Source organism: Bradyrhizobium sp. Ec3.3, from assembly GCF_000472925.1.
Classification (GTDB): Bacteria; Pseudomonadota; Alphaproteobacteria; order Rhizobiales; family Xanthobacteraceae; genus Bradyrhizobium.
This window is the reverse complement of record NZ_AXAS01000033.1, coordinates 38534-58826: the sequence shown is the minus strand read 5'-3', so window position 1 is coordinate 58826 and position 20293 is coordinate 38534. Positions and strand designations below refer to the sequence as shown.

Below are 20293 nucleotides of genomic sequence, written 5' to 3'. Positions count from 1 at the left end.
TGCATCGATTTGTGCGAACCGGGAAAGCTGGGATGATTACGGGGTGCGACACAATCTTTAAGTTTGTCGCGCTGCAACACCCGTAGAAACCCGCAATATATTTCGTGCGCGCCGGCTCAGATCGCTTCGCCGCGCGCGTTGGCGGCTGCGTTGCGGATCGCATCGATGTTGGTCTTGTAGGCCTCTTGCGTGCCGCCGCGGAATACCGCAGTGCCGGCGACGAAGGCGTTCGCGCCGGCTGCTGCAAGCGCGCCGGCGACATCGGGCCCGACGCCGCCATCGACCTCGATGTCGATCGGCCTGCCTGCGGTCATCGCGCGGATGTCGCGGATCTTGCCGAGCGCAGAGGGAATGAAGGTCTGTCCGCCGAAGCCGGGATTGACCGACATCACCAGCACGAGATCGATCAGGTCGACGACGTATTCGATCGCGCTGATCGGCGTGCCGGGGTTGAGCGAGACGCCGGCCTTCTTGCCGAGCGCGCGGATCGCCTGGAGCGAGCGGTGCAGGTGGGGACCTGCCTCCGCATGCACGGTGATGTGGTCGCAGCCGGCCTTGGCGAACGCCTCCAGATAGGGATCGCAAGGCGAGATCATCAGATGCGCGTCGAAGATCTTCTTGGTGTGCGGACGCATCGCCTTGATGACGTCGGGGCCGTAGGAGATGTTCGGAACAAAATGCCCGTCCATGACGTCGAGATGCATCCAGTCGGCGCCCGCGGCGTCGACGGCGCGCACCTCTTCGCCGAGCCTGGAAAAATCCGACGCCAGGATCGACGGCGCGATCACCAGGGGGCGGAGTGCGAGGGCTTGGGTCATTGGCACAGTTTCCCGAAAAAGCCGTTGGCCGTGTGACGATGGGCCTCGCCTAACATGGGCGGTGCGGGGGAGCAATGCAGGGGCAGGCGCTTCCTGTGGGCGGAAAATTCTGCCGCAACCGGCACGAATTGCCGGTGTTCCCCGACGGCGCAAGGCGCGGGAAAGTCGGATTTGATTGAGGTTTTTGCGCTGGCACGACGCTTGCTGACCGGATTGGAGCATTGGCCGCGGCTTGCCGCATCGTCTGGAGTTGTCGAATGTTGTTCGCCCTTGGTGCCATATCGGGTGCGCTCGACGCGTTGCAGTCGCTGACGTCCTCCAAGACGTCCTCGACGCAGCAGACAGGTTTCACGCAAGGGGCGACGAACCCGTTCTCGATCGACAGCGGCAGCAGCACGACAAGCGGCGCGAGCTCGTCGGTCAACTCCGGCAACTGTCCGCAGATATCGCCTGAGACGATGAGCGCGCTGATTGCGGCGCAAAGCCAGTCGTCGGCAAGCACGAGCAGCTCTTCCAGCGCGACCTCGTCGAGCTCCTCAACGAGCTCATCGTCGACGTCGATGAGCCCGCAGGATGCCCTGAAGGATCTGTTCTCGCAGATCGATGCCGATGGCGACGGCAAGATCACCAAATCGGAATTCGAAAACGCGCTGGGCGCGGGCGGCACCAATGTGGCGCAGGCCGACGACGTCTTCTCCAAGCTCGACACCAATGGCGACGGCAGCGTCAGCCTCGACGAGATGTCGAAGGCGCTGCAGGGTGGGCATCACGGTCACCATCACGCGGAAAGCGCCGCCAGCTCCAGCGGTTCCGGGGACGCCAGCGGCAGCGGCTCGGACGGCAGCTCCGATCCGTTGACCGGGGCGACCTCGACGTCCGTGACCAACAGCGACGGCTCGACCACGACCACCGTCACCTATGCCGACGGCTCGAAGGTTTCGATGACGACGCCGGCTGCGTCGAGCTCATCGAGCTCGGGCTCCAACTCCAGCGGCTCGAACTCGGCGACATCGTCCTACAACTGGATCGAACGGATGATCCAGCGCGAGGCGCAGCAATTGTCGGCCACTGCGGCCTCATCGCTGTCGGTGAGCGTGTAAGCGGGGCGCGCTGCTCTCGCCCAATCTCCGGTGTCATGCCCCGGCTTGACCGGGGCATCCAGTACGCCGCGGCATCTCCGTATTCGTCACCGTCTCTGGAATACTGGACCGCCCGGTCCCGTCTCCGCCAAGGCTTCGACGAGGCTTGCGAACTCGGCTCGCCGGAGCTTCAGCGAAGGCGGCAAGCCGGGCGGTGACCGGGTGGAGGGAGCGGCGGTCCAACTAAGAGCCGAACCGATGCTTCCACGATGCAAGCGCGCCGGCGAACGGCAACGCCGTGGCGCCGTACACGCCGCGCGCAATCGCGCGCGCCACGACATTGGCTGCGACCATGCCGACCTCGGTGAGGTCGACGATCGGATCGATCGCCTTCTCGCAGGTCGCAGCGGCAAACAGCACGTCGCCGTCGGTCGGCGCATGCACGGGATAGATCGCGCGGGCAAAGCCGGTCTGCCCGATCATGGCGAGGCGCTTGGCTTGCGCCTTGGTCAGCGTCGCGTCGGTGACGACGAGGCCGATCGTCGTGTTCTCGCGCGAACTCGCGGCCGGCCCGCCCTTGATCCGCATCTTGAGCATGTCATCCGTGAAGATGTCCGGCAGTCCGCGTCCGCCGAACTCGCCGCCCACCTCGAACGGCGCGGCCCAGAACCAGGGGCCGTCGCCCACGGTGACGCTGCCGACCGCGTTGACGGCGGCGATCGCCGCGACCTTGATGCCGTTGCTGGTCACGGCGGAAGCCGAGCCGAGCCCGCCCTTGAAATTCGCCGTCGTGGCGCCGAGGCCAGCGCCGACGCTGCCGAGCGCGAAGTCCACGCCGGCTGATGCTGCCGCGGCATAGCCGAGGTCGCGATAGGGCGGGAAGCGGCCCCAGGCCTTGTCGCCGCCATTGAGGAGATCGAACAGGATCGCGCCCGGCACGATCGGGATCAGCGCCTCGCGGACCCGGAATCCACGCCCTTGCTCGGCGAGCCAGGCCTGCACGCCGCCGCCGGTTTCGAGCCCGAAGGCGGAGCCGCCCGACAGCGCGATCGCATCGACGCGCTCGACCGTGTTGGCAAGATCGAGCAGCGCGTCCTCGCGCGTCCCGGGCCCGCCGCCGCGCACGTCGATCGCCGCCACGGCCGGCTGGTCGAAGACGATCGCCGTCGCACCCGAGGCGAGCTTTTCGTCGTGGGCGTGCCCGACGCGGACACCGGCGATGTCGGTGAGGAGGTTTTTCACGGCGGCACTCCCGGCGCTGCAAGCGGTCGTGCTTCAGCGATAGCGCAGGAGCAAGCCGCGCTCAACTGGCGAGCGCGGTGCGGAGCATCCTGGCGAGCTCGGACTTGCGGTAGGGTTTTGCGAGCAGCAGCACGCCGGAGTCGAGCCGGCCGTGATGGACGATGGCGTTCTCGGTATAGCCTGACGTGAACAGCGTCTTCAGCGCCGGGCGGCGCCTGGCCGCTTCGTCGGCGAGCTGGCGGCCGTTCATGGCGCCGGGCATGATCACGTCGGTGAAGAGCAGGTCGATGTCGGCATTGCCGTCGATCAGCGTCAAAGCTTCCGCCGCATTCGCCGCTTCCAGCGCGTTGTAGCCGAGGCTCCTGATCTGGGTCACGACATATTGGCGTACCAGCGCGTCGTCCTCGACGATCAGGATCTTTTCGTCGCCGCCCTCGATCGGGACGTTGCGCATCGCCTCGAGCGCGGTCTCCTGCACGCCGGTCGAACGCGGCAGATAGATCTTCACGCTCGTGCCGTGACCTTCCTCGCTGTAGATCTTGACGTGCCCGCCGGTCTGCTTGACGAAGCCGAACACCATGCTCAGCCCAAGTCCGGTACCCTTGCCGACCTCTTTCGTTGTGAAGAAGGGGTCGAACACCCGCTCGATCAGCTCGGCCGGAATGCCGGTCCCGGTATCGCTCACCGCGATCATCACGTAATTGCCGGCGATGATGTCGGGGTTCATGCTCGCATAGCCTTCGTCGAGGAAGACGTTGCGGGTCTCCAGGACCAGCGTGCCGCCGTCGGGCATGGCGTCGCGCGCGTTCAGAGCGAGGTTCAGGATCGCGGTGGTGAGCTGGCTCGGATCGACCAGCGCCGGCCAGGCGTCCTCGGTCAGTTGCGGCGTGATGGTGATCTGCTCGCCGAGCGTCGGATGCAGCAGCTTGGCGGCTTCCACGACCAGCGCGTTGGGGTCGACCTCGCGCGGCTGCAGCGGCTGCTTGCGGGCAAAGGCGAGGAGGTGCCTGGTCAATTGCGCGCCGCGTTCGGCCGCATCGTCGATCAGCCTGGTGATCGCTGCCAGATCGGGCCGGTCGGCGACGGCCTCGGACAGGATCCCGATCGTGCCCGTGATGACTGTGAGCACGTTGTTGAAATCATGCGCGACGCCGCCGGTGAGCTGGCCGACGGCGTCCATCTTCTGCGCCTGCCTGAACTGCGCTTCAGCCGCCTGCTTTTCGGTGAGGTCGCGTCCGATGAAGAAATGGCGCTTCACCGGCTCCGACCAGGTGCCCATCCAGTTCAGCGTGACGTCGTGCCCGTCCCTGTGGGGGTAGCGCGCCTCGAAGCTGCGCTTGGTCAGGCCGCGTCGCGCGGCGCGCATTTCCTCGCGCGTCCTCTCGAGATCATCGGGATGGATGAACTCCGTCGCGTTGTGTCCGATCATGTCCTCCGGCCTGAAGCCGAGGATATCCCTCACGCTCGGGCTGACCTGGACGAAATTGCCGTAGCCGTCGGTGACCAGGATCAGGTCCTGTGACGTCTCGAAGATGCGCTGACGCTCCTCGACCTCGCGATTGAGCGCGGCCTGCGTTCGCTTCCGCTCGGTGATGTCGCGGGCGATCTTGGAGGCGCCGATGATCTTGCCGTCTGACGACCACAGCGGGAACAGGCTGAGCACGACGTCGAGCGGCTGCCCGCTCTTGTTCACGCGCACGGTTTCGTGCTGCTCGATGACCTCGCCATTGCGGGTGCGGGCGAGGATCTCTTCCGTCTCCTCCCGACGACCTTCCGGCATGATGATGTCGATCGGCTGGCCGACGGCTTCCGCCGCGGAGAAGCCGAACAAGCGCTCGGCGGCGCGATTCCACGCGGTGATGGTGCCATCGAGCGCCTTGGTGATGATGGCATCGTTGGAGGATTCCACGACTGCGCTGAACAGCCGTTCGCGCTCGCCGAAGCGATCGCGCTCCGATGCCGATTGCCGTCGCAGCATGCCGAGCAGATCTATGGTCTGCGCCTGGAGGCGGACATTCTCCATCAACAGCACCGCGAGCACGAAGCTCGCGGCCAAAAGACCGTAGACGCGCCCGGCGTAAAAACCGAGATCGAAACGCGCGCCATTGAGGATTCCCGACAGGGCGATATCGAACAGCCAGGCGGACATGACGACCATGAGCCAGACGTCGATCACCGAATGCGGCCGCCGAAACCACAGCGTGACCAGGGCGGCGGCGCTCAGGGACCATACGAACGAGATCACACCGATCTGCGTGGGCGTAAAGTGGCCGTTGCGCAAGAGGTCCGGCAGCAGGTCGTGCTTGGCCGTGACGATCCAAACGAAGGCGATGACCGCCACGGCCGATCCCAATATGCTGCAGAGGATCGCGCGGCGCACCGTCCCCCTTATTTTGACGCCGCCGCCAGCGTCCTTCAGCCCTGCATAGGCGAGCACGAACAGCGGAAAGCCGCCGTGCCAGATCATGTAGAGCCAGGCGGTGGTCTGTGGACCCGCGCCCAGCAGTCCTGTCGGCGCAAATAGCTCGGGGAAGGTCAGGGCGTGGGCAATCGCTGCGGCCGCGGTGAAGAGGTAGCCGGTCGAGAGCATCAACAGCGCGCGGGTCCGCAAGACCGCAAATTGCGACAGCAGGAGCACGGCAGTGACGATGTCGCTGACGGCGAGCGCGGACTGGTAACTCGCGACGAAGGCCGGAATGCGCGCAAGCGGCACGCGGGCGAAGGGAACGGCAAGTGCGAACAGAATCGACGAGACGCCGACGATCGCCAATGCTGCAGTGCGATCGCTCCGAGCGGCCGGCAAGGTCGAAAGGAAGGCGCTTCGGTCGTTCGGTGCCAGCACGTTCACCTCTTGCGGACCGCCATTGACGCCTCCAGTAAGACACTCCCTGGGAAGCATCTTGCCCGCTACCTCTCTGTGCGGTAGCAGGGTCTGGGCACGCGCTCTGATGGGAAGATACGCGACTCAACCGAGGGTTAGAGCTTACTTAATTTTTCTGAGAACGAGGAGCCGAGGCCGGGTAAGCTGGCCTTTACCGATCGGGGAAATAATACCTCTTCCGCTGTGGCGGGATCCCGTTCCGGAAGGCAGATTCCTGGAGCGATACCAATTTCATGATGCCGGGAGTTGTTCCCATGCCCCGTATCCTCGTGATCGACGACCAGAAGGAGGTCCGGGCGATGGTGTCCATCGTGCTCCGGGTCAATCGTTTCGAGGTCGTGGAGGCGGAGAGCGGTGCGGCCGGCCTGAAGGCATTTGGCGAATCGGCGTTCGATGCGGCGATCGTGGACATTTTCCTGGCCGACACCAGCGGCCTCGAGGTCATGACGGCGATCCGCGAGAGCTCGCCAAATTTCCCGATCGTCGCCGTTTCCGGCATGACCGCCCTCGACTTCATGGAGGAGGCGCCCGGCCTCGCCAACGTCGTCTGCCTGCAGAAGCCGTTCCGGCCCAACGATCTCCTCCAGGCGCTCAAGACGGCGCAATCGGGCAAGCTCAAGGCGGCGGTCTGACCGGCGGATGCGAAAACGCCCCGGCGAGCCGGGGCGTTTGTGATGATGGCCTCAAGGCCGAGGCATTGCGAACTCTCGTCAGGAACCCTTGGCGCCGAGTTCGGCGTAGTTGCCCTTGGCGTCCCACTTGTAGACGACATAGTCGATCTGCTTGATGTCGCCCTTGGCGTCATACTCGATCGGGCCGAGCACGGTGTCCCACTTGCCGGCCTTGATGGTCTCCATCACCTTCTTCGGATCGGTCGTGCCGGCCTTCTTGACCGCCTGCGTCCAGACCTGCAGCGCGGCGTAGGTGTAGAGCGTATAGCCTTCCGGATCGATGCCCTTGGCCTTGAAGGCTTCGACGATCTTCTTCGCGGACGGCTTGTTGCGCGGGTCGGGGCCGAAGGTGAACAGCGTGCCTTCGCCCGCCGGGCCGGTGATGGAGGCGTACTCCTTGTCGGCCAGCGCGTCGCCCGACATCAGCACCGTCTTCAGGCCCTGGTCGCGCATCTGGCGCAGGATGAGGCCGGCTTCCTGATGGTAGCCGCCGACATAGACGAGGTCGACGTTCTCCTTCTTCAGACGCGAGACGATCGCGTTGAAGTCCTTGTCGCCCTTGTTGTAGGACTCGTAGAGTTTCTCGGTGATGCCGGCCTTGTTGAGCGCCTTCTTGGTCTCGTCGGCAAGACCTTTGCCGTAGGTGGTCTTGTCGTTGAGGATCGCGATGTTCTTGCCCTTGTAGTTCTTGGCAATGAACTGCGCGGCGATCAGGCCTTGCTGGTCGTCGCGGCCGCAGACACGCGCCACGTTCCACAGCTTGCGCTCGGTAAAGAGCGGGTTGGTCGAAGCCGGAGTGATCTGCAGGACGTTGCCGTCCGCATAGGCTTCAGAGGCCGGAATCGAGGACGACGAGCAGAAATGCCCGGCGACGAACGGGATCTTGGCGCCGGCGATCTTTTCCGCCACCGAGCGGGCCTGCTTCGGATCGCAGGCGTCGTCTTCGGCGTTGAGCGCGAGCTTCTTGCCGTTGACGCCGCCGGCGGCGTTGATGTCCGCCACCGCCAGGTCGGCGCCGTTCTTCATCTGCCGGCCGAATGCGGACTCGGTGCCAGTCATCGGGCCCGCAACTGCGATGGTGATATCCTGCGCGAACGCTGCCGTCGACAGCGCTACGGACGCGCCAAATGCCAGACCGATGAGCTTCAGTGATTTCATGAGATACCTCGCGGGTGGTCGTCTGTTGGGAGTTGCCGGGTTGGCCCGGTTCAAACCGGCGCCATTCTTGAATGAATTTACGGAGAAGTCACCGGCAAAATACGGGCATTAGCAAAGATATCTAGGCCCATTCTCGCGCAGGGCGGGGCCGGTCAGGCGTGCCGGCCACCTTCCAGATAGGCGGCGCGGATTTCGGGGCGCTGCAGCAATTCGGCGCCGCTGCCCGCCAGCGTGATCAAGCCGTTGACCATGACGTAGCCGCGATGGGCGAGCTTCAGGGCATGGTTGGCGTTCTGCTCGACGATCAGCACGGTCAGGCCGTCCTGCCGGTTCAGGGTGCGGATCGCGTCGAAAATCTGCCGCGCGATGAGCGGGGCGAGCCCCAGCGAGGGTTCATCGAGCATGAGCAGGCGAGGGCGGCTCATCAAGGCGCGGCCGATCGCCAGCATCTGCTGCTCGCCGCCGGACAGGGTTCCGCCGCGCTGGGCGAAACGTTCCTTCAGGCGGGGAAACAGGGCGAACACGCGCTCGAGCGTGCTCTCCCGTTCCGCTGGCGTGCTGTCGGTGACGTCGGCCCCCATCTGGAGGTTCTCGGCGACGCTCATCCGCGGGAAGATGCGGCGGCCTTCCGGCGATTGCGCGATGCGCAAATGGGCGATCTCGTGGGTCGGGACGGCGGTGATGTCCTTGCCCTCGTAGAGGATCTGCCCGGCGCGGGCGCGCGGCTTGCCGAAGATCGTCATCATCAGCGTCGACTTGCCGGCGCCGTTGGCGCCGATCAGCGCGACGATCTCGCCGGAATTGATCTCGACGTCGACGCCCTTCAGCGCCTCGATCTTGCCGTAGGCCGCACGCAGGCCCCGGATCGCGAGCAGGGGGGATGCCGCCGTCACGACCCGCTCTCCATGACCGCCATCGCCTCTTCCTCGTCGGCGCCGAGGTAGGCGGCGATCACCTTGGGATCGTCGCGCACCTCGCGCGGCGTGCCTTGCGCGATCTTCACGCCGTGGTCCATCACCACGATGTGGTCGGAGATCTCCATCACGACCGACATGTCGTGCTCGATCAGGAGGATCGAGGTTCCCAGGTCGTTGCGGATCGAAAGCAGGAGCTCGCTCAAGGCGGCGCTCTCGCGCGCGTTGAGGCCGGCAGCCGGCTCGTCGAGGCACAATAGTGCAGGCTCCGTGCACATCGCGCGCGCGATCTCGAGGCGGCGCTGGTCGCCATAGGCGAGGTTGCCGGCCGCATCGTCGGCGCGATCCAACAGGCTAACCCGCTTCAGCCAATCGGTGGCGAGACCGATCGCATGCGCTTCCGCATTGCGGTAGTTCGGCGCGCCGACCAGGCCGAGAAAGGTGAAACCGGAGGCGCGCATCAACATGTTGTGCTGCGCCACCATCAGGTTTTCCAGCACGGTCATCCCGGGAAACAGGCGGATGTTCTGGAAGGTGCGTGCGACCTTGGCCTGTTTGGCGATGCGGAAGTCGTTGAGCCGCTCGAGCACGATTTCCTTGCCGTCATCGTGGGTGAGGCGGATGGCGCCGCCGGTCGGCTTGTAGAAGCCGGTAATGCAGTTGAACACCGTGGTCTTGCCGGCGCCGTTCGGTCCGATCAGCGCCGTGATCTTGCGCCGGTCCGCCGAGAACGACAGATCCTGCACGGCGACGATGCCGCCAAAGCGCATGGTGAGCTGATCGACGTTGAGGATACGCTCGCCGCTCATCCGTGGCCTTCCTTGACGAGGTCGGAGGAGATGGCCTGCGCTTTCTTCAGATACACGGTCGGCGCGCGATGGCCGATCAGGCCGCGCGGCCGCCAGATCATAATCAGCACCATCGCCCAGCCGAACACCAGCATGCGGTAGATCTCAAGCCCGCGGAACAGCTCGAAGCCGCCGATCATGGCGAGAGCGGCGAGCGCCACGCCAAGCTGCGAACCCATGCCGCCGAGCACCACGATGGCAAGCACAAGTGCGGATTCCTGGAAGGTGAAGGATTCCGGGCTGATGAAACCCTGGCGCGTGGCGAAGAAGGCGCCGGCGAAGCCGCCGAACAACGCACCCGTCGCGAACGCCGTCAGTTTCGTGGTCGTGGTGTTGATGCCGAGCGCGCGGCAGGCGACCTCGTCCTCGCGCAACGCTTCCCAGGCGCGGCCGATCGGCAGGCGCCGCAGGCGGATCGTCACCCAGTTGGTGAGCAGCGCCAGCGCCAGGATCAGGTAGAACAGGAAGACGATGCGGTGCGTCGGCGAGTACTCGATGCCGAGCTTTGCGGCGAGCCCGTCGTCGCTGTTGTCGAGCGGGATGCCGAACAGGGTGGGGCGCGGAATACCGGTGACGCCGTTCGGGCCGCCGGTCAGGCTTTGCCAGTTGATGATGACGAGCCGGATGATCTCGCCGAAAGCGAGCGTGACGATCGCGAGATAGTCGCCGCGCAGCCGTAGCACCGGGAAGCCGAGCATAACGCCCCACATGGCTGCGAGGATACCGGCGAGCGGCAGGCAGATCCAGAACGACCAGCCGAAATTGGTGGCGAGCAGCGCGTAGGAATAGGCCCCGACCGCATAGAAAGCGACGTAGCCGAGATCGAGCAGGCCGGCGAGCCCGACCACCACGTTGAGGCCCCATCCCAGCATCACATAGGTGAGCACGAGGATCGCGAGGTCGAGGATGTAGCGCTGGTTATAGAAGATGACCGGCACGAGGAGGGTGAAGATCAGAAGCGCCGGCGCCAGGTAGTTGCCAAGGATCGACATGCCGCGATGCACGGCGGGCGGTACCAGCTTCTCGGCGCCGATAGGGCCGATCCATTGCCGCGCCAATTCGATGAGGATCGATCCTCCGAACACGATGCCGACGATGGAGGCGAGTTCGCCGAACCGCGTCCAGTAGGTCAGCTGCCCATCGGGACCGGCCTCGGTGCGGATGCCGATCATCAGCGAAAACAGCACCAGCGCGACGAGAGCGCTCAGGAAGGCCTTTTTCAGGATGAAGGGGATGCCCGCTGCGGTGCGGGTTGCGGATACCGTTTCTTGCGAAAGAGCTGTCACACTGGCGACCCGTCAGACTTTTTCGACTTCGGGACGGCCGAGCAGGCCGGTCGGCATGAAGATCAGCACGATGATCAAGATCGAGAACGCGGCGACGTCCTTGTACTCGACCGAGAAATAGGCCGACCAGAACGTCTCGATCAGGCCGATCGCAAGCCCGCCCAGCACCGCGCCGGGCAGCGAGCCGATGCCGCCAAGCACGGCGGCCGTGAAGGCCTTGATGCCAGCGACGAAGCCCATGTTGAAATCGACCTGGCCATAGTAGAGCAGGTACATCAAGCCCGCCACCGCCGCGAGCGCCGCGCCGATCACGAAGGTCATGGAGATGGTGCGGTCGACGTTGACGCCGAGCAGCGCCGCCATGGTCTGGTCCTGCTCGCAGGCGCGCATGTCGCGCCCGAGCCGCGTCCGCAAGACGAGCCGGTTGAAGATCAACAGCAGCACGATCGTGGTGATGACCACCAGGATCTGGATGTTGGAGAGCTGGATCACGAAACCGTCCGCGCTCTCGTGCAGCGTGTAGCCGCCGGTGATCAACGGCGGGATCGGCTTGACCCGGGCGCCCTGCGCCACCTGCGAGTAGTTCGTGAGCACGAAGGACATGCCGATCGCCGACAGCATCGGGGCGAGGCGGAAGGAGTGGCGCAGTGGGCGGTAGGCGATGCGTTCGACGGTCCAGCCATAGAGCGCGGTGATCGCCATCGCCACCAGCAGCACGACCAGGAGGATGAGGGGAACCGCGGTCACGCCGATCGAGATCAGGATCAGGAAGGTGATCAGGGCGATGAAGCCGCCGATCATGAAGATGTCGCCATGGGCGAAATTGATCATGCCGACGATGCCGTAGACCATCGTGTAGCCGATGGCGATCAGGCCGTAGATCGAACCGAGGACGAGACCGTTGATGAGCTGCTGGGTGAAATAGTCCATGGGCTGCCGTTGTCTCAACTTGACGCCGCTCAAAGGGAGCTCTTGAGAGAGTTCTTGGGCCCCGGCAGCCCTTGAGCATTTCATTTGTTGTAACAGGAGGGAACTGACCGCCGCAACTGGGCTGGCCTTGGCATAAAGGCTTGTACAGAGTTCATTTCGCATCCTGGTTCCCGCCTCGGGGTAGGGAACCCGGTTCCGGGCAACTAAAATAGGTGTGGGCCGTTATCTCACGTTGTGACGCCCAACAAGGGAGTTTCCCGCGATGACGAAGCAGCAGAACCAGAATCCGGGCCAGCAGAATCAGAAGCCCGGCCAGCGCCCCGATCAGCAGCAGCAGGGTGGCGGCCAAAAACCCGGACAGCAGCAGCAGGATCCGACGCGCCAGGGCGACAAGCCGGGCCAGCATGGTCAGGACCAGCGTTGATCTCGAAGCACCTTGGAATTGTGACAGTCCCGCCGAAAGGCGGGACTTTTCCTTTTGTCCCGCCGCGGCTTGTCCACAGCGGTTAAGGTAAACAAAGGGTTTAAATTGCCGCCTCAAGTCGAGGGGGGTTAGCTGCTGAAAAAGGCCCGACCGGCTCGGGCCGACGGAAATCATGCGGGAAGCGGCAATGCTGAAAAACTGGCGGATCGGCTCAATCAATGGCGTGGTGTTGGCCGCCTATTTCATCCCGGCCTGGACGTTGATTGCCGTCAACATCATGGTCGCCCCCGTGCACGGCCTCTTTGAGCGGCCGAGCGTCGCGGTGGCGCTGTTCATCAGCGACCAGTTCCAGATATCGGGCATGAGCACGGTCCGCGCGGCGTGGCTGCTGGCGCTCGGCCGCCTCACCGTGGTGGCGTTCTTTGCCATTTTTCTGGCGCTGCTCTCGATCCCCCGGGTCCGCAGGGCGGGCGGCTCCGACGAGGCGCTCGGGATTGCGCTTTTCATTGGCAGCCTGATCTCGTTCGCAAGCATGGTGATGGCCTCGAAGGTCGGCGAGATGGCCGCCCTCAGGCTGCATGCGACCGAGCTCCTGCTGCTGCTCGGCGCCGCGATCGTGCTGCTGATCGAACGGCCGGCCCGGCGACCTGTTGAAGCCAGGGTTCTGGAAGCCAACGTTCTGGAAAAGGCTCCGCTAGCTTTTGAGCAGGCCGAGCTCCTGCACAATCGCTGAGGCTTCCTTGACGGCGTGGTTGGCCGCCGGCACGCCGCAATAGATCGCCTGCTGAAGAAGGATTTCCTTGATATCGTCGGGGGTGAAGCCGCCCTCGGCGAGGGCTGCGCGCACGTGCAGACGGAATTCGTCCCATTGCCCGAGCGCGACCATGGTGCCGATGACGAGCACGCGCCGCGTCCGCTCGTCGAAATGCTGCCGCGTCCAGATCTCGCCCCAGGCGTAGCGGGTAATCAGGTCCTGGAAATCGGTGTTGAACGCATTGCGGTTGGTGATCGACTTGTCGACCCAGGCGTTGCCGAGCACCTGGCGGCGCACCTTCATGCCGGCATCGCGGCGCTTCTCGTCGTCCAGCGTCTGGTCGTCCATGTGTGTCCTCCTATCCGTCATTGCGAGCGCAGCGAAGCAATCCAGAGATGTGTCCACGGAGACAGTCTGGATTGCTTCGTCGCTGCGCTCCTCGCAATGACGCGTTCTGAAATCAGCGTTGCGTCAAGAAGCCGACCAGCGCGTCGGTGAAGGCGTGCGGCTGCTCGACATTGGAGATGTGGGCGGCATCGATGATGGTCATGCTGGCGCCTGGAATTTGGCTGCGGATCAGTTCGCCCGCCGAGATCGGGGTTGCCGTGTCGTGGCGGCCGGCGATCACCAGCGTCGGGCTCTTGATCTTCGGCAGCAGCGCGCGCTGGTCGAGGGTCGACAGCGCCTCGCAGCAGGCGAGATAGCCTTCGACCGGTGAGGCCACCAGCATCGCCTTCATCTTCGCGGCGATCTGCGGCTCGCGCTCGCGGAAGTCGGCCGTCAGCCAGCCGGCGATCACGGTGTCGGCCACCGCTGCGATGCCGCCTTCCTTCACCGCCTTGATGCGGTTGTGCCAGTTGGTCGGATCGGGGTAGTAGCAGCTCGTGTTGGCGAGGACGATCTTGCCGAGCCGCTCCGGCGCATTGGCGCCCAGCCACTGCCCGACCATGCCGCCCATCGACAGGCCGCACCAATGCACCTTCTCGATATTGAGGTCGTCGAGGATCGCCAGCACGTCGCGGCCGAAGCGCTCCATCGAATAGGGGCCGGGGGCTACGGTGGACTTGCCGTGGCCGCGGCGGTCGTAGCGGATGACGCGGAATACCTGCGTCAGGGCCTTCATCTGCGGCTCCCACATCTGCAGCGTGCAGCCGAGCGAGTTGGAGAGCATCAGGGTCGGGCCGCCGTCGCGGCCCTCGACGGAGACGTTGAGCAGGCACCCGTCGGCATCGATCATGGGCATGGCGGGGTCTCCGTTCTATTCGCGGTCGAGGCTGTCGAGCAGCCGGTCGATCAGGGCCTGGGAAGCGCCTTGATAGGCCATCGGCTCGAACAATGCCGCAATTTTCTCCGGGGCAAGATGCGCGGTGACCTTCGAATCAGCCGCGAGCACGTCGCGCAAATGCTTCCTCTCGGCAACCGCCTTTTTGCTGGCAGCCTCGACCAGGTGATGTGCGTCGCTCTTGCCGATCGTCTCGGCGAGCGCGAAGGTGACGGCCTCCGCCATGATCAGGCCATGCGTCGTGTCGAGATTGGCGCGCATGCGCGCCGCGTCGACGTCGAGGCCTTCGGCGATATCGACGATGGCCGCAAGCGCGCCTGAGGCGACCAGCATCAATTGCGGCAGTGTCGGCCATTCCGCGTGCCACGGGCCGGCGCTGCGCTCGTGATCCTGGACCTGGGCCGCGAAGATCGTTGCGGCCAGCTGCGGCGCCATCGTGGCCGCCCCAAGCGCGCTTGCCGCTGCGACCGGATTGCGCTTGTGCGGCATGGTCGAGGAGCCGCCGCGGCCTTCCCCGGCGGGCTCAAAGGCTTCGGCGACGTCAGTCTGCATCATCAGCGAGACGTCGCGGGCGATCTTGCCGCAGCTGCCGGCAAGAATGGCAAGGCTTGATGCCGCCTCGGCGAGTCGGTCGCGATGGGTGTGCCACGGCGCCTCGGGCAATGGCAGGTCCAACTCCTGTGCAAGCCGCTCGGCGACGACGAGCCCCTTGTCGCCGAGCGCTGCGAGCGTGCCGGCGGCGCCGCCGAATTGCAGCGCGAGGCCTTCGCGGCGCAGCCGCCGCAGCCGGCAGCGCGCGCGGGCAAGGCTTGCGGCATATTCGGCAGCCTTCAATCCGAACGGCATCGGCAGCGCGTGCTGGAGCCAGGTGCGCGCGACCATGGCGGTGTTGCGGTGGGTGCGCGCCAGTGCGGCGAGCCCTTTGATGGCGCGGCTGAGATCGGCATCCAGCGCATCGATCCCGGCGCGAAGCATGAGCATGGTCGCAGTGTCGATGACGTCCTGGCTGGTCGCGCCCCAATGCACGTAGCGCGCGGCCTCCGCATCGGCCTTGGCGACGCTGGCGGTCAGCGCCTTGACGAGGGGGATCGCCAGATTGCCCGACCTGGTCGCGGCCTCCGCAAGCGCGCCAAGGTCGAACGCGGCCACCTGACAGCCGGCTTCGATTGGGCCGACCGCGCTTGCGGGAATCACGCCGGTAGCAGCTTCCGAGCGGGCCAGCGCTGCCTCAAATTCGAGCATGTTTTGCAGGTAAGCCCGATCATCGCAGATCGCGCGCATGGCTGCGCTCGACAGCATCGGCGCAAGCAGGGGGGAGAGGGATGTGCTCATGTTGCGCGGGACCTAACCACCAAGGGCAGCGTCTGCCAATCCCAAACCGCTGGCGCAAGCTTTTTGCAGTTGCGAATATGCATTGCATGTGATCGCCGGCTGCCCTTTCCTTTGCGGCGGCCCTGCGTTACTTGAGCAGCGTTGCGTCAGTGATCCCGGGAGGCAGCCCATGGCCATGACAATGAACGGCGAAGTTCAGCTTGCGGCGTCGCGCGAATCCGTGTGGGCCAAGCTCAACGATCCCGAGGTGCTGAAGGCCTGCATCCCCGGCTGCGAGGAACTGGAGAAGACCGACGACGGCGGATTTCGCGCGGTCGCCAAGATGAAGGTCGGCCCGGTGTCGGCGCGCTTCAAGGGCAAGGTGATGCTCAGCGATCTCGACCCGCCGAACGGCTACAAGATCTCCGGCGAAGGCGAGGGCGGGGTGGCCGGCTTTGCCAAGGGCGGCGCGTCGGTGAAGCTGTCGGAGAAGGACGGCGGCACGCTGCTCTCCTATGATGTCGAGGCGCAGATCGGCGGCAAGTTGGCGCAGCTCGGCCAGCGCCTGATCAACGGCGCCGCCAAAAAGCTCGCCGACGAATTTTTTGCGAATTTCGCCAAGGCGGTACAGGGTTAGCCCTGCGCCTTAAGGCATAACTGCCTGCATTTCGGGCGATGTTGCCCGAAGGTGCAATGGCCCATATGATGGGCTGGAATAACTATAAGAACCGCTTCGCCGGGACCCGGCGGGGTGCTGACCAGAGAGTCCTGATGGCCAAAATCTCCCTTATCGTGAACGGCAATCCCGTCAACGCCAACGTCGACCCCCGCACCCTGCTGGTGCAGTTCCTGCGCGAGCATCTGCGCCTGACCGGGACCCATGTCGGCTGCGACACCTCGCAGTGCGGCGCCTGCGTCGTGCATCTCGACGGCAAGGCCGTGAAGTCCTGCACCACGCTTGCGGTGATGGCCGACGGCCACGAGGTCAAGACCATCGAGGGGCTGGCCGCCGATGGTGCGCCGCTGCATCCGATGCAGGAGGCCTTCCGCGAGCATCACGGCTTGCAGTGCGGCTTCTGCACGCCCGGCATGATCATGACCGCGATCGACATCGTCCATCGCAAGGGCCACGAGCTCGACGACCATACGATTCGCGAAGAGCTCGAGGGCAATCTCTGCCGCTGCACCGGCTATCAGAACATCGTCGCCTCGATCGCCGCCGGCGCGAAGGCGATGGCGAAATCCGATCTCGCGTAAACCGACACTCGCGCGCCTCTCGCGATCAGGAAGTCCATTATGTACGAATTCAAATATCATCGCCCTGGGACCGTGCGGCAGGCGGCCAATCTGCTGGTGAAGAACGAGGATGCCAAGGTGATCGCCGGTGGTCACACGCTGATTCCCGTGATGAAGCAGCGCCTCGCAAGCCCGCCGCATCTCGTCGACCTCTCGCATATCGAAGGTCTCGATACGATCGAGATGAAGGGCCGCTCGCTGGTGATCGGCGCCACGGCCAAGCACGCCGATGTCGCGACGTCGGCCATCGTCGGCGAAGCGATCCCGTCGCTCGCGAGCCTTGCCGGCGGCATCGGCGATCCGGCCGTCCGTCACAAGGGCACGATCGGCGGCTCGCTCGCCAACAACGATCCGACCGCGGACTATCCGGCCGCGGTGCTCGCGCTCGGCGCCACCATCGTCACCAACAAGCGCCGCCTGAAGGCGGAAGAGTACTTCCAGGGCCTGTTCTCGACCGCGCTTGAGGCCGACGAGATCATCACCAAGGTGATGTTCCCGCTGCCGAAGAAGGCGGCCTACGTCAAATTCCGTAACCAGGCCTCGCGCTATGCGCTGGTCGGCGTATTCGTGGCGCGGCGTCCTTCGGATGTGCGCGTCGCCGTCACCGGCGCCGGTTCGGACGGTGTGTTCCGCGTCACCGCGTTCGAGGAAGCCTTGAAGAAGCGCTTCTCCTCGAAGGTGCTCGACGGCATCGACGTGCCGGCGGAAGGCCTCAACAGCGATATCCACGGCAGCGCCGAGTATCGTGCGCACCTGATCGGGGTGCTGACGCGGCGCGCCGTCGACGCTGCCAACGCCAAAGAGTGATGGGCCCGGACAGGGCGTAGCGAGACTGGCTCTTTCATGACTGCAGCGGCACTGCCGGCATCGGTCGATGCGATGCTCGAACTCCTCACTTCGCGCGGCTATCTCGCGGAGCGGTCGCTGGCGACGGTGACGTATCTGTCGCTGCGCATGGGGCGGCCGCTGTTCCTGGAAGGCGAGGCCGGCGTCGGCAAGACCGAGATCGCAAAGGTGCTGTCGGCTGCGCTGGGACGGAAGCTGATCCGCCTGCAATGCTATGAGGGCCTCGACGTCTCCTCGGCGGTCTATGAGTGGAACAGCGCCGCCCAGATGATCGCGATCCGGATCACCGAGGCTGCCGGCGACACCGATCGCGAGCAGCTTTCGTCCGACATTTTCGCCGATCGCTATCTGATCAAGCGGCCGTTGCTCCAGGCCCTGGAGCCGGACGTTGCCGGCCCGCCAGTGCTCTTAATCGACGAGCTCGATCGCGCCGACGAGGCGTTCGAGGCGTATCTGCTCGAAATCCTCAGCGACTTCCAGGTGACCATCCCCGAGTTCGGCACCGTGAAGGCGCCGCATCCGCCGATCGTCATCATCACCTCCAACCGCACCCGCGAGATCCACGACGCGCTGAAGCGGCGCTGTCTCTATCACTGGGTCGACTATCCCTCCGCCGAGCGCGAGCTTGCGATCATCAAGACGCGCGTGCCCGGCATCTCCGCAAAGCTGTCGCAGCAGGTCGTGCGCTTCGTGCAAGCGCTGCGCAACCAGGATTTCTACAAGTCCCCGGGCGTCGCCGAGACCATCGACTGGGCCACCGCGCTCTCCGAGCTCGACGCCCGCTCGCTGACGGCGCAGGTCGTCGGCGACACGCTGGGCGCGCTGCTCAAGTATCAGGACGACATCGTCCGCATGCAGGGCGATGCCTTGCAGAAGGTGCTGAAAGACGCGACGAGCGAATAGCCGTCATTCCGGGGCACGCGGAGCGTGAACCCGGAATCTCGCGCCGCAACTTCTGGATTCCGGGTTCGCGACTTCGTCGCGCCCCGGAATGACGTGAGGGTAGGTTACGACCATGGCCATCAATCACCTTGCGCCTGAGACGACCGAGCAGTTCGCCGACAACATCATCGGCTTCGCCCGCGCGCTTCGTGCCGCCGGTCTTCCCGTCGGCCCCGGCGCGGTGATCGACGCCGTCAACGCGCTCCAGATGATCGACATCGGCAGCCGCGCCGACGTCTTCACCACGCTGGAGGCGATCTTCGTCAAGCGCCATGAGCATGCGCTGATCTTCAGGCAGGCCTTCAACCTGTTCTTCCGCGCCTCGGAGGAGTGGAAGCACATGCTGGATTCGGTGCCGTTGCCCGATCACGCCAAGAAGAAGCCGCCGCCGGCCTCGCGCCGCGTCCAGGAGGCGCTGTCGCAGCCGCAGATGACGGAGACGCCGCAGCGCCAGGAGCAGGATCTGCGCCTGTCGGTCTCCGACAAGGAAATCCTGCAGAAGAAAGACTTTGCGCAGATGAGCGCGGCCGAGATCAGCGAAGCGCTGCGCGCGATCGAGAAGATGAAGCTGCCACAGGCCGAGCTCTTGACGCGGCGGCACCGGCCCGACCGGCGCGGGCTGCGCCTCGACCTGCGCCGAACCTTGCGCGCTTCGCTGCACACCGGCGGCGACATCATCGACATCCACCGGCTCGGGCGGATCGAGAAACCGGCGCCGATCGTGGCGCTCTTGGATATTTCGGGATCGATGAGCGAATACACCCGCCTGTTCCTGCACTTCCTGCACGCCATCACTGATGCGAGGAAGCGCGTCTCCGTGTTCCTGTTCGGCACCCGTCTCACCAACGTCACCCGTGCGCTCCGCCAGCGCGATCCGGACGAGGCGCTGGCAAGCTGCTCGGCGGCGGTGGAGGACTGGGCCGGCGGCACGCGCATTGCGACCTCGCTGCACAACTTCAACAAATTGTGGGCGCGGCGCGTGCTGAGCCAGGGCGCCATCGTGCTGCTGATCTCCGACGGGCTGGAGCGCGAGGCCGACTCCAAGCTCGCCTTCGAGATGGACCGGCTCCACCGTTCCTGCCGCCGGCTGATCTGGCTGAACCCGCTGCTGCGGTTCGGCGGCTTCGAGGCCAAGGCGCAGGGCATCAAAATGATGCTGCCCCACGTTGACGAATTCCGCCCCGTGCATAATTTGAGTTCGATCCAGGAGCTGATCAAGACGCTCTCCCAGCCGCTGCCGCCGCATCACCGCAGCCTGATCCGTTCCGCAGCTTGAGAGGTAGGCCATGCTCGATCGCGACGAGGATATCCTGAAGGCGGCGGAGGACTGGCAGAAGGCCGGCCATGGCGTTGCCCTCGCAACGGTGGTGGAGACCTGGGGCTCGGCGCCGCGGCCGGCGGGCTCGAGCCTCGTGATCAACGACGACGGCACGTTTCTGGGCTCAGTCTCGGGCGGCTGCGTCGAAGGCGCCGTGGTCACCGAGGCCATGGATGTGATTGAGACGGGCAAGCCAAAAATGCTGGAGTTCGGCGTTGCCGACGAGACCGCCTGGAACGTCGGGCTGTCCTGCGGCGGCACTATCCGCGTCTTCGTCGAGAAGGTCGGCTAGC

21 protein-coding genes are annotated in these 20293 nt (G+C 65.0%); 10 read left to right on the top strand and 11 right to left on the bottom strand.

Annotated features, from left to right (window positions below; all coding sequences use genetic code 11):
• Positions 1 to 116: 116 nt before the first annotated feature.
• Entirely contained in the window at positions 117 to 818 is a 702-nt protein-coding gene (gene rpe, locus YUU_RS0127815) for a ribulose-phosphate 3-epimerase (RefSeq protein ID WP_027525340.1), read from the bottom strand.
• A 257-nt stretch (positions 819 to 1075) separates the two neighbouring features.
• Between rpe and YUU_RS0127810 the strand changes: the two genes are divergently transcribed.
• Positions 1076 to 1918: an EF-hand domain-containing protein gene (locus YUU_RS0127810; protein ID WP_027525339.1), complete on the top strand. Its 843-nt coding sequence runs from the start codon at positions 1076 to 1078 to the stop codon at positions 1916 to 1918.
• Between the two features lie 222 nt (positions 1919 to 2140).
• Here YUU_RS0127810 and YUU_RS0127805 read toward each other — a convergent pair whose 3' ends face one another.
• Together YUU_RS0127805 and YUU_RS0127800 are read right to left on the bottom strand one after the other, a co-directional pair.
• Positions 2141 to 3139 carry a P1 family peptidase gene (locus YUU_RS0127805; protein WP_027525338.1) on the bottom strand — a complete coding sequence of 333 codons (999 nt, stop codon included), beginning with the start codon at positions 3137 to 3139 and terminating at the stop codon, positions 2141 to 2143.
• 61 nt (positions 3140 to 3200) lie between these two features.
• Positions 3201 to 6038 carry a PAS domain S-box protein gene (locus YUU_RS0127800; RefSeq protein WP_051389913.1) on the bottom strand — a complete coding sequence of 946 codons (2838 nt, stop codon included), beginning with the start codon at positions 6036 to 6038 and terminating at the stop codon, positions 3201 to 3203.
• 236 nt (positions 6039 to 6274) lie between these two features.
• On the opposite strand from YUU_RS0127800, the gene YUU_RS0127795 reads away from it, so the two are divergent.
• Positions 6275 to 6652, top strand: a complete 378-nt coding sequence (locus YUU_RS0127795) for a response regulator (RefSeq protein WP_027525336.1) — start codon at positions 6275 to 6277, stop codon at positions 6650 to 6652.
• Between the two features lie 78 nt (positions 6653 to 6730).
• Here the strand turns inward: YUU_RS0127795 and YUU_RS0127790 are convergent, their stop codons facing one another.
• From YUU_RS0127790 to YUU_RS0127770, 5 genes are all read right to left on the bottom strand, one after another.
• A complete protein-coding gene (locus YUU_RS0127790; protein ID WP_027525335.1) occupies positions 6731 to 7849 on the bottom strand; it encodes a branched-chain amino acid ABC transporter substrate-binding protein in 1119 nt (372 codons plus the stop codon).
• Between the two features lie 152 nt (positions 7850 to 8001).
• Complete coding sequence (locus tag YUU_RS0127785) at positions 8002 to 8742, bottom strand: ABC transporter ATP-binding protein (protein ID WP_027525334.1); 741 nt, start codon at positions 8740 to 8742, stop codon at positions 8002 to 8004.
• Positions 8739 to 9572 carry an ABC transporter ATP-binding protein gene (locus YUU_RS0127780; protein ID WP_027525333.1) on the bottom strand — a complete coding sequence of 278 codons (834 nt, stop codon included), beginning with the start codon at positions 9570 to 9572 and terminating at the stop codon, positions 8739 to 8741. The genes YUU_RS0127785 and YUU_RS0127780 overlap by 4 nt, the downstream gene beginning before the upstream one ends.
• Positions 9569 to 10897: a high-affinity branched-chain amino acid ABC transporter permease LivM gene (gene livM, locus YUU_RS0127775; protein ID WP_027525332.1), complete on the bottom strand. Its 1329-nt coding sequence runs from the start codon at positions 10895 to 10897 to the stop codon at positions 9569 to 9571. The genes YUU_RS0127780 and livM overlap by 4 nt, the downstream gene beginning before the upstream one ends.
• Before the next feature lie 12 nt (positions 10898 to 10909).
• Positions 10910 to 11827, bottom strand: coding sequence for a branched-chain amino acid ABC transporter permease (locus YUU_RS0127770; protein WP_027525331.1), 918 nt, complete (start codon positions 11825 to 11827; stop codon positions 10910 to 10912).
• A gap of 262 nt (positions 11828 to 12089) precedes the next feature.
• Here YUU_RS0127770 and YUU_RS60365 point away from each other — a divergent pair, with 262 nt between their 5' ends.
• Both YUU_RS60365 and YUU_RS0127760 read left to right on the top strand, forming a co-directional pair.
• A complete protein-coding gene (locus YUU_RS60365; protein WP_198031832.1) occupies positions 12090 to 12251 on the top strand; it encodes a hypothetical protein in 162 nt (53 codons plus the stop codon).
• Positions 12252 to 12438: 187 nt separating this feature from the next.
• Entirely contained in the window at positions 12439 to 12984 is a 546-nt protein-coding gene (locus YUU_RS0127760; protein ID WP_027525330.1) for a hypothetical protein, read from the top strand.
• On the opposite strand, the gene YUU_RS0127755 is transcribed toward YUU_RS0127760, so the two are convergent.
• The 3 genes from YUU_RS0127755 to YUU_RS0127745 all read right to left on the bottom strand — a co-directional run bounded on the left by YUU_RS0127755 (position 12946) and on the right by YUU_RS0127745 (position 15619).
• A complete protein-coding gene (locus tag YUU_RS0127755; protein ID WP_027525329.1) occupies positions 12946 to 13338 on the bottom strand; it encodes a carboxymuconolactone decarboxylase family protein in 393 nt (130 codons plus the stop codon). The genes YUU_RS0127760 and YUU_RS0127755 overlap by 39 nt on opposite strands.
• A 127-nt stretch (positions 13339 to 13465) precedes the next feature.
• Positions 13466 to 14248, bottom strand: a complete 783-nt coding sequence (pcaD, locus tag YUU_RS0127750) for a 3-oxoadipate enol-lactonase (protein WP_027525328.1) — start codon at positions 14246 to 14248, stop codon at positions 13466 to 13468.
• Between the two features lie 15 nt (positions 14249 to 14263).
• Positions 14264 to 15619 (bottom strand): 3-carboxy-cis,cis-muconate cycloisomerase, encoded by a 1356-nt coding sequence (locus tag YUU_RS0127745; RefSeq protein WP_027525327.1) that lies wholly within the window; start codon positions 15617 to 15619, stop codon positions 14264 to 14266.
• 169 nt (positions 15620 to 15788) lie between these two features.
• On the opposite strand from YUU_RS0127745, the gene YUU_RS0127740 reads away from it, so the two are divergent.
• The 6 genes from YUU_RS0127740 to YUU_RS0127715 all read left to right on the top strand — a co-directional run bounded on the left by YUU_RS0127740 (position 15789) and on the right by YUU_RS0127715 (position 20292).
• Positions 15789 to 16235 (top strand): carbon monoxide dehydrogenase subunit G, encoded by a 447-nt coding sequence (locus YUU_RS0127740; protein WP_027525326.1) that lies wholly within the window; start codon positions 15789 to 15791, stop codon positions 16233 to 16235.
• A gap of 134 nt (positions 16236 to 16369) precedes the next feature.
• Complete coding sequence (locus tag YUU_RS0127735) at positions 16370 to 16855, top strand: (2Fe-2S)-binding protein (protein WP_027525325.1); 486 nt, start codon at positions 16370 to 16372, stop codon at positions 16853 to 16855.
• Positions 16856 to 16894: 39 nt separating this feature from the next.
• Positions 16895 to 17701 (top strand): xanthine dehydrogenase family protein subunit M, encoded by an 807-nt coding sequence (locus tag YUU_RS0127730; protein ID WP_027525324.1) that lies wholly within the window; start codon positions 16895 to 16897, stop codon positions 17699 to 17701.
• Between the two features lie 36 nt (positions 17702 to 17737).
• The gene (locus YUU_RS0127725) at positions 17738 to 18643 is read left to right on the top strand and encodes a MoxR family ATPase (protein ID WP_027525323.1); all 906 of its coding nucleotides are present in this window, start codon (positions 17738 to 17740) and stop codon (positions 18641 to 18643) included.
• A gap of 112 nt (positions 18644 to 18755) precedes the next feature.
• Entirely contained in the window at positions 18756 to 19958 is a 1203-nt protein-coding gene (locus tag YUU_RS0127720) for a VWA domain-containing protein (RefSeq protein ID WP_027525322.1), read from the top strand.
• Between the two features lie 10 nt (positions 19959 to 19968).
• Positions 19969 to 20292, top strand: a complete 324-nt coding sequence (locus YUU_RS0127715) for an XdhC family protein (RefSeq protein ID WP_027525321.1) — start codon at positions 19969 to 19971, stop codon at positions 20290 to 20292.
• Position 20293: the final 1 nt, after the last annotated feature.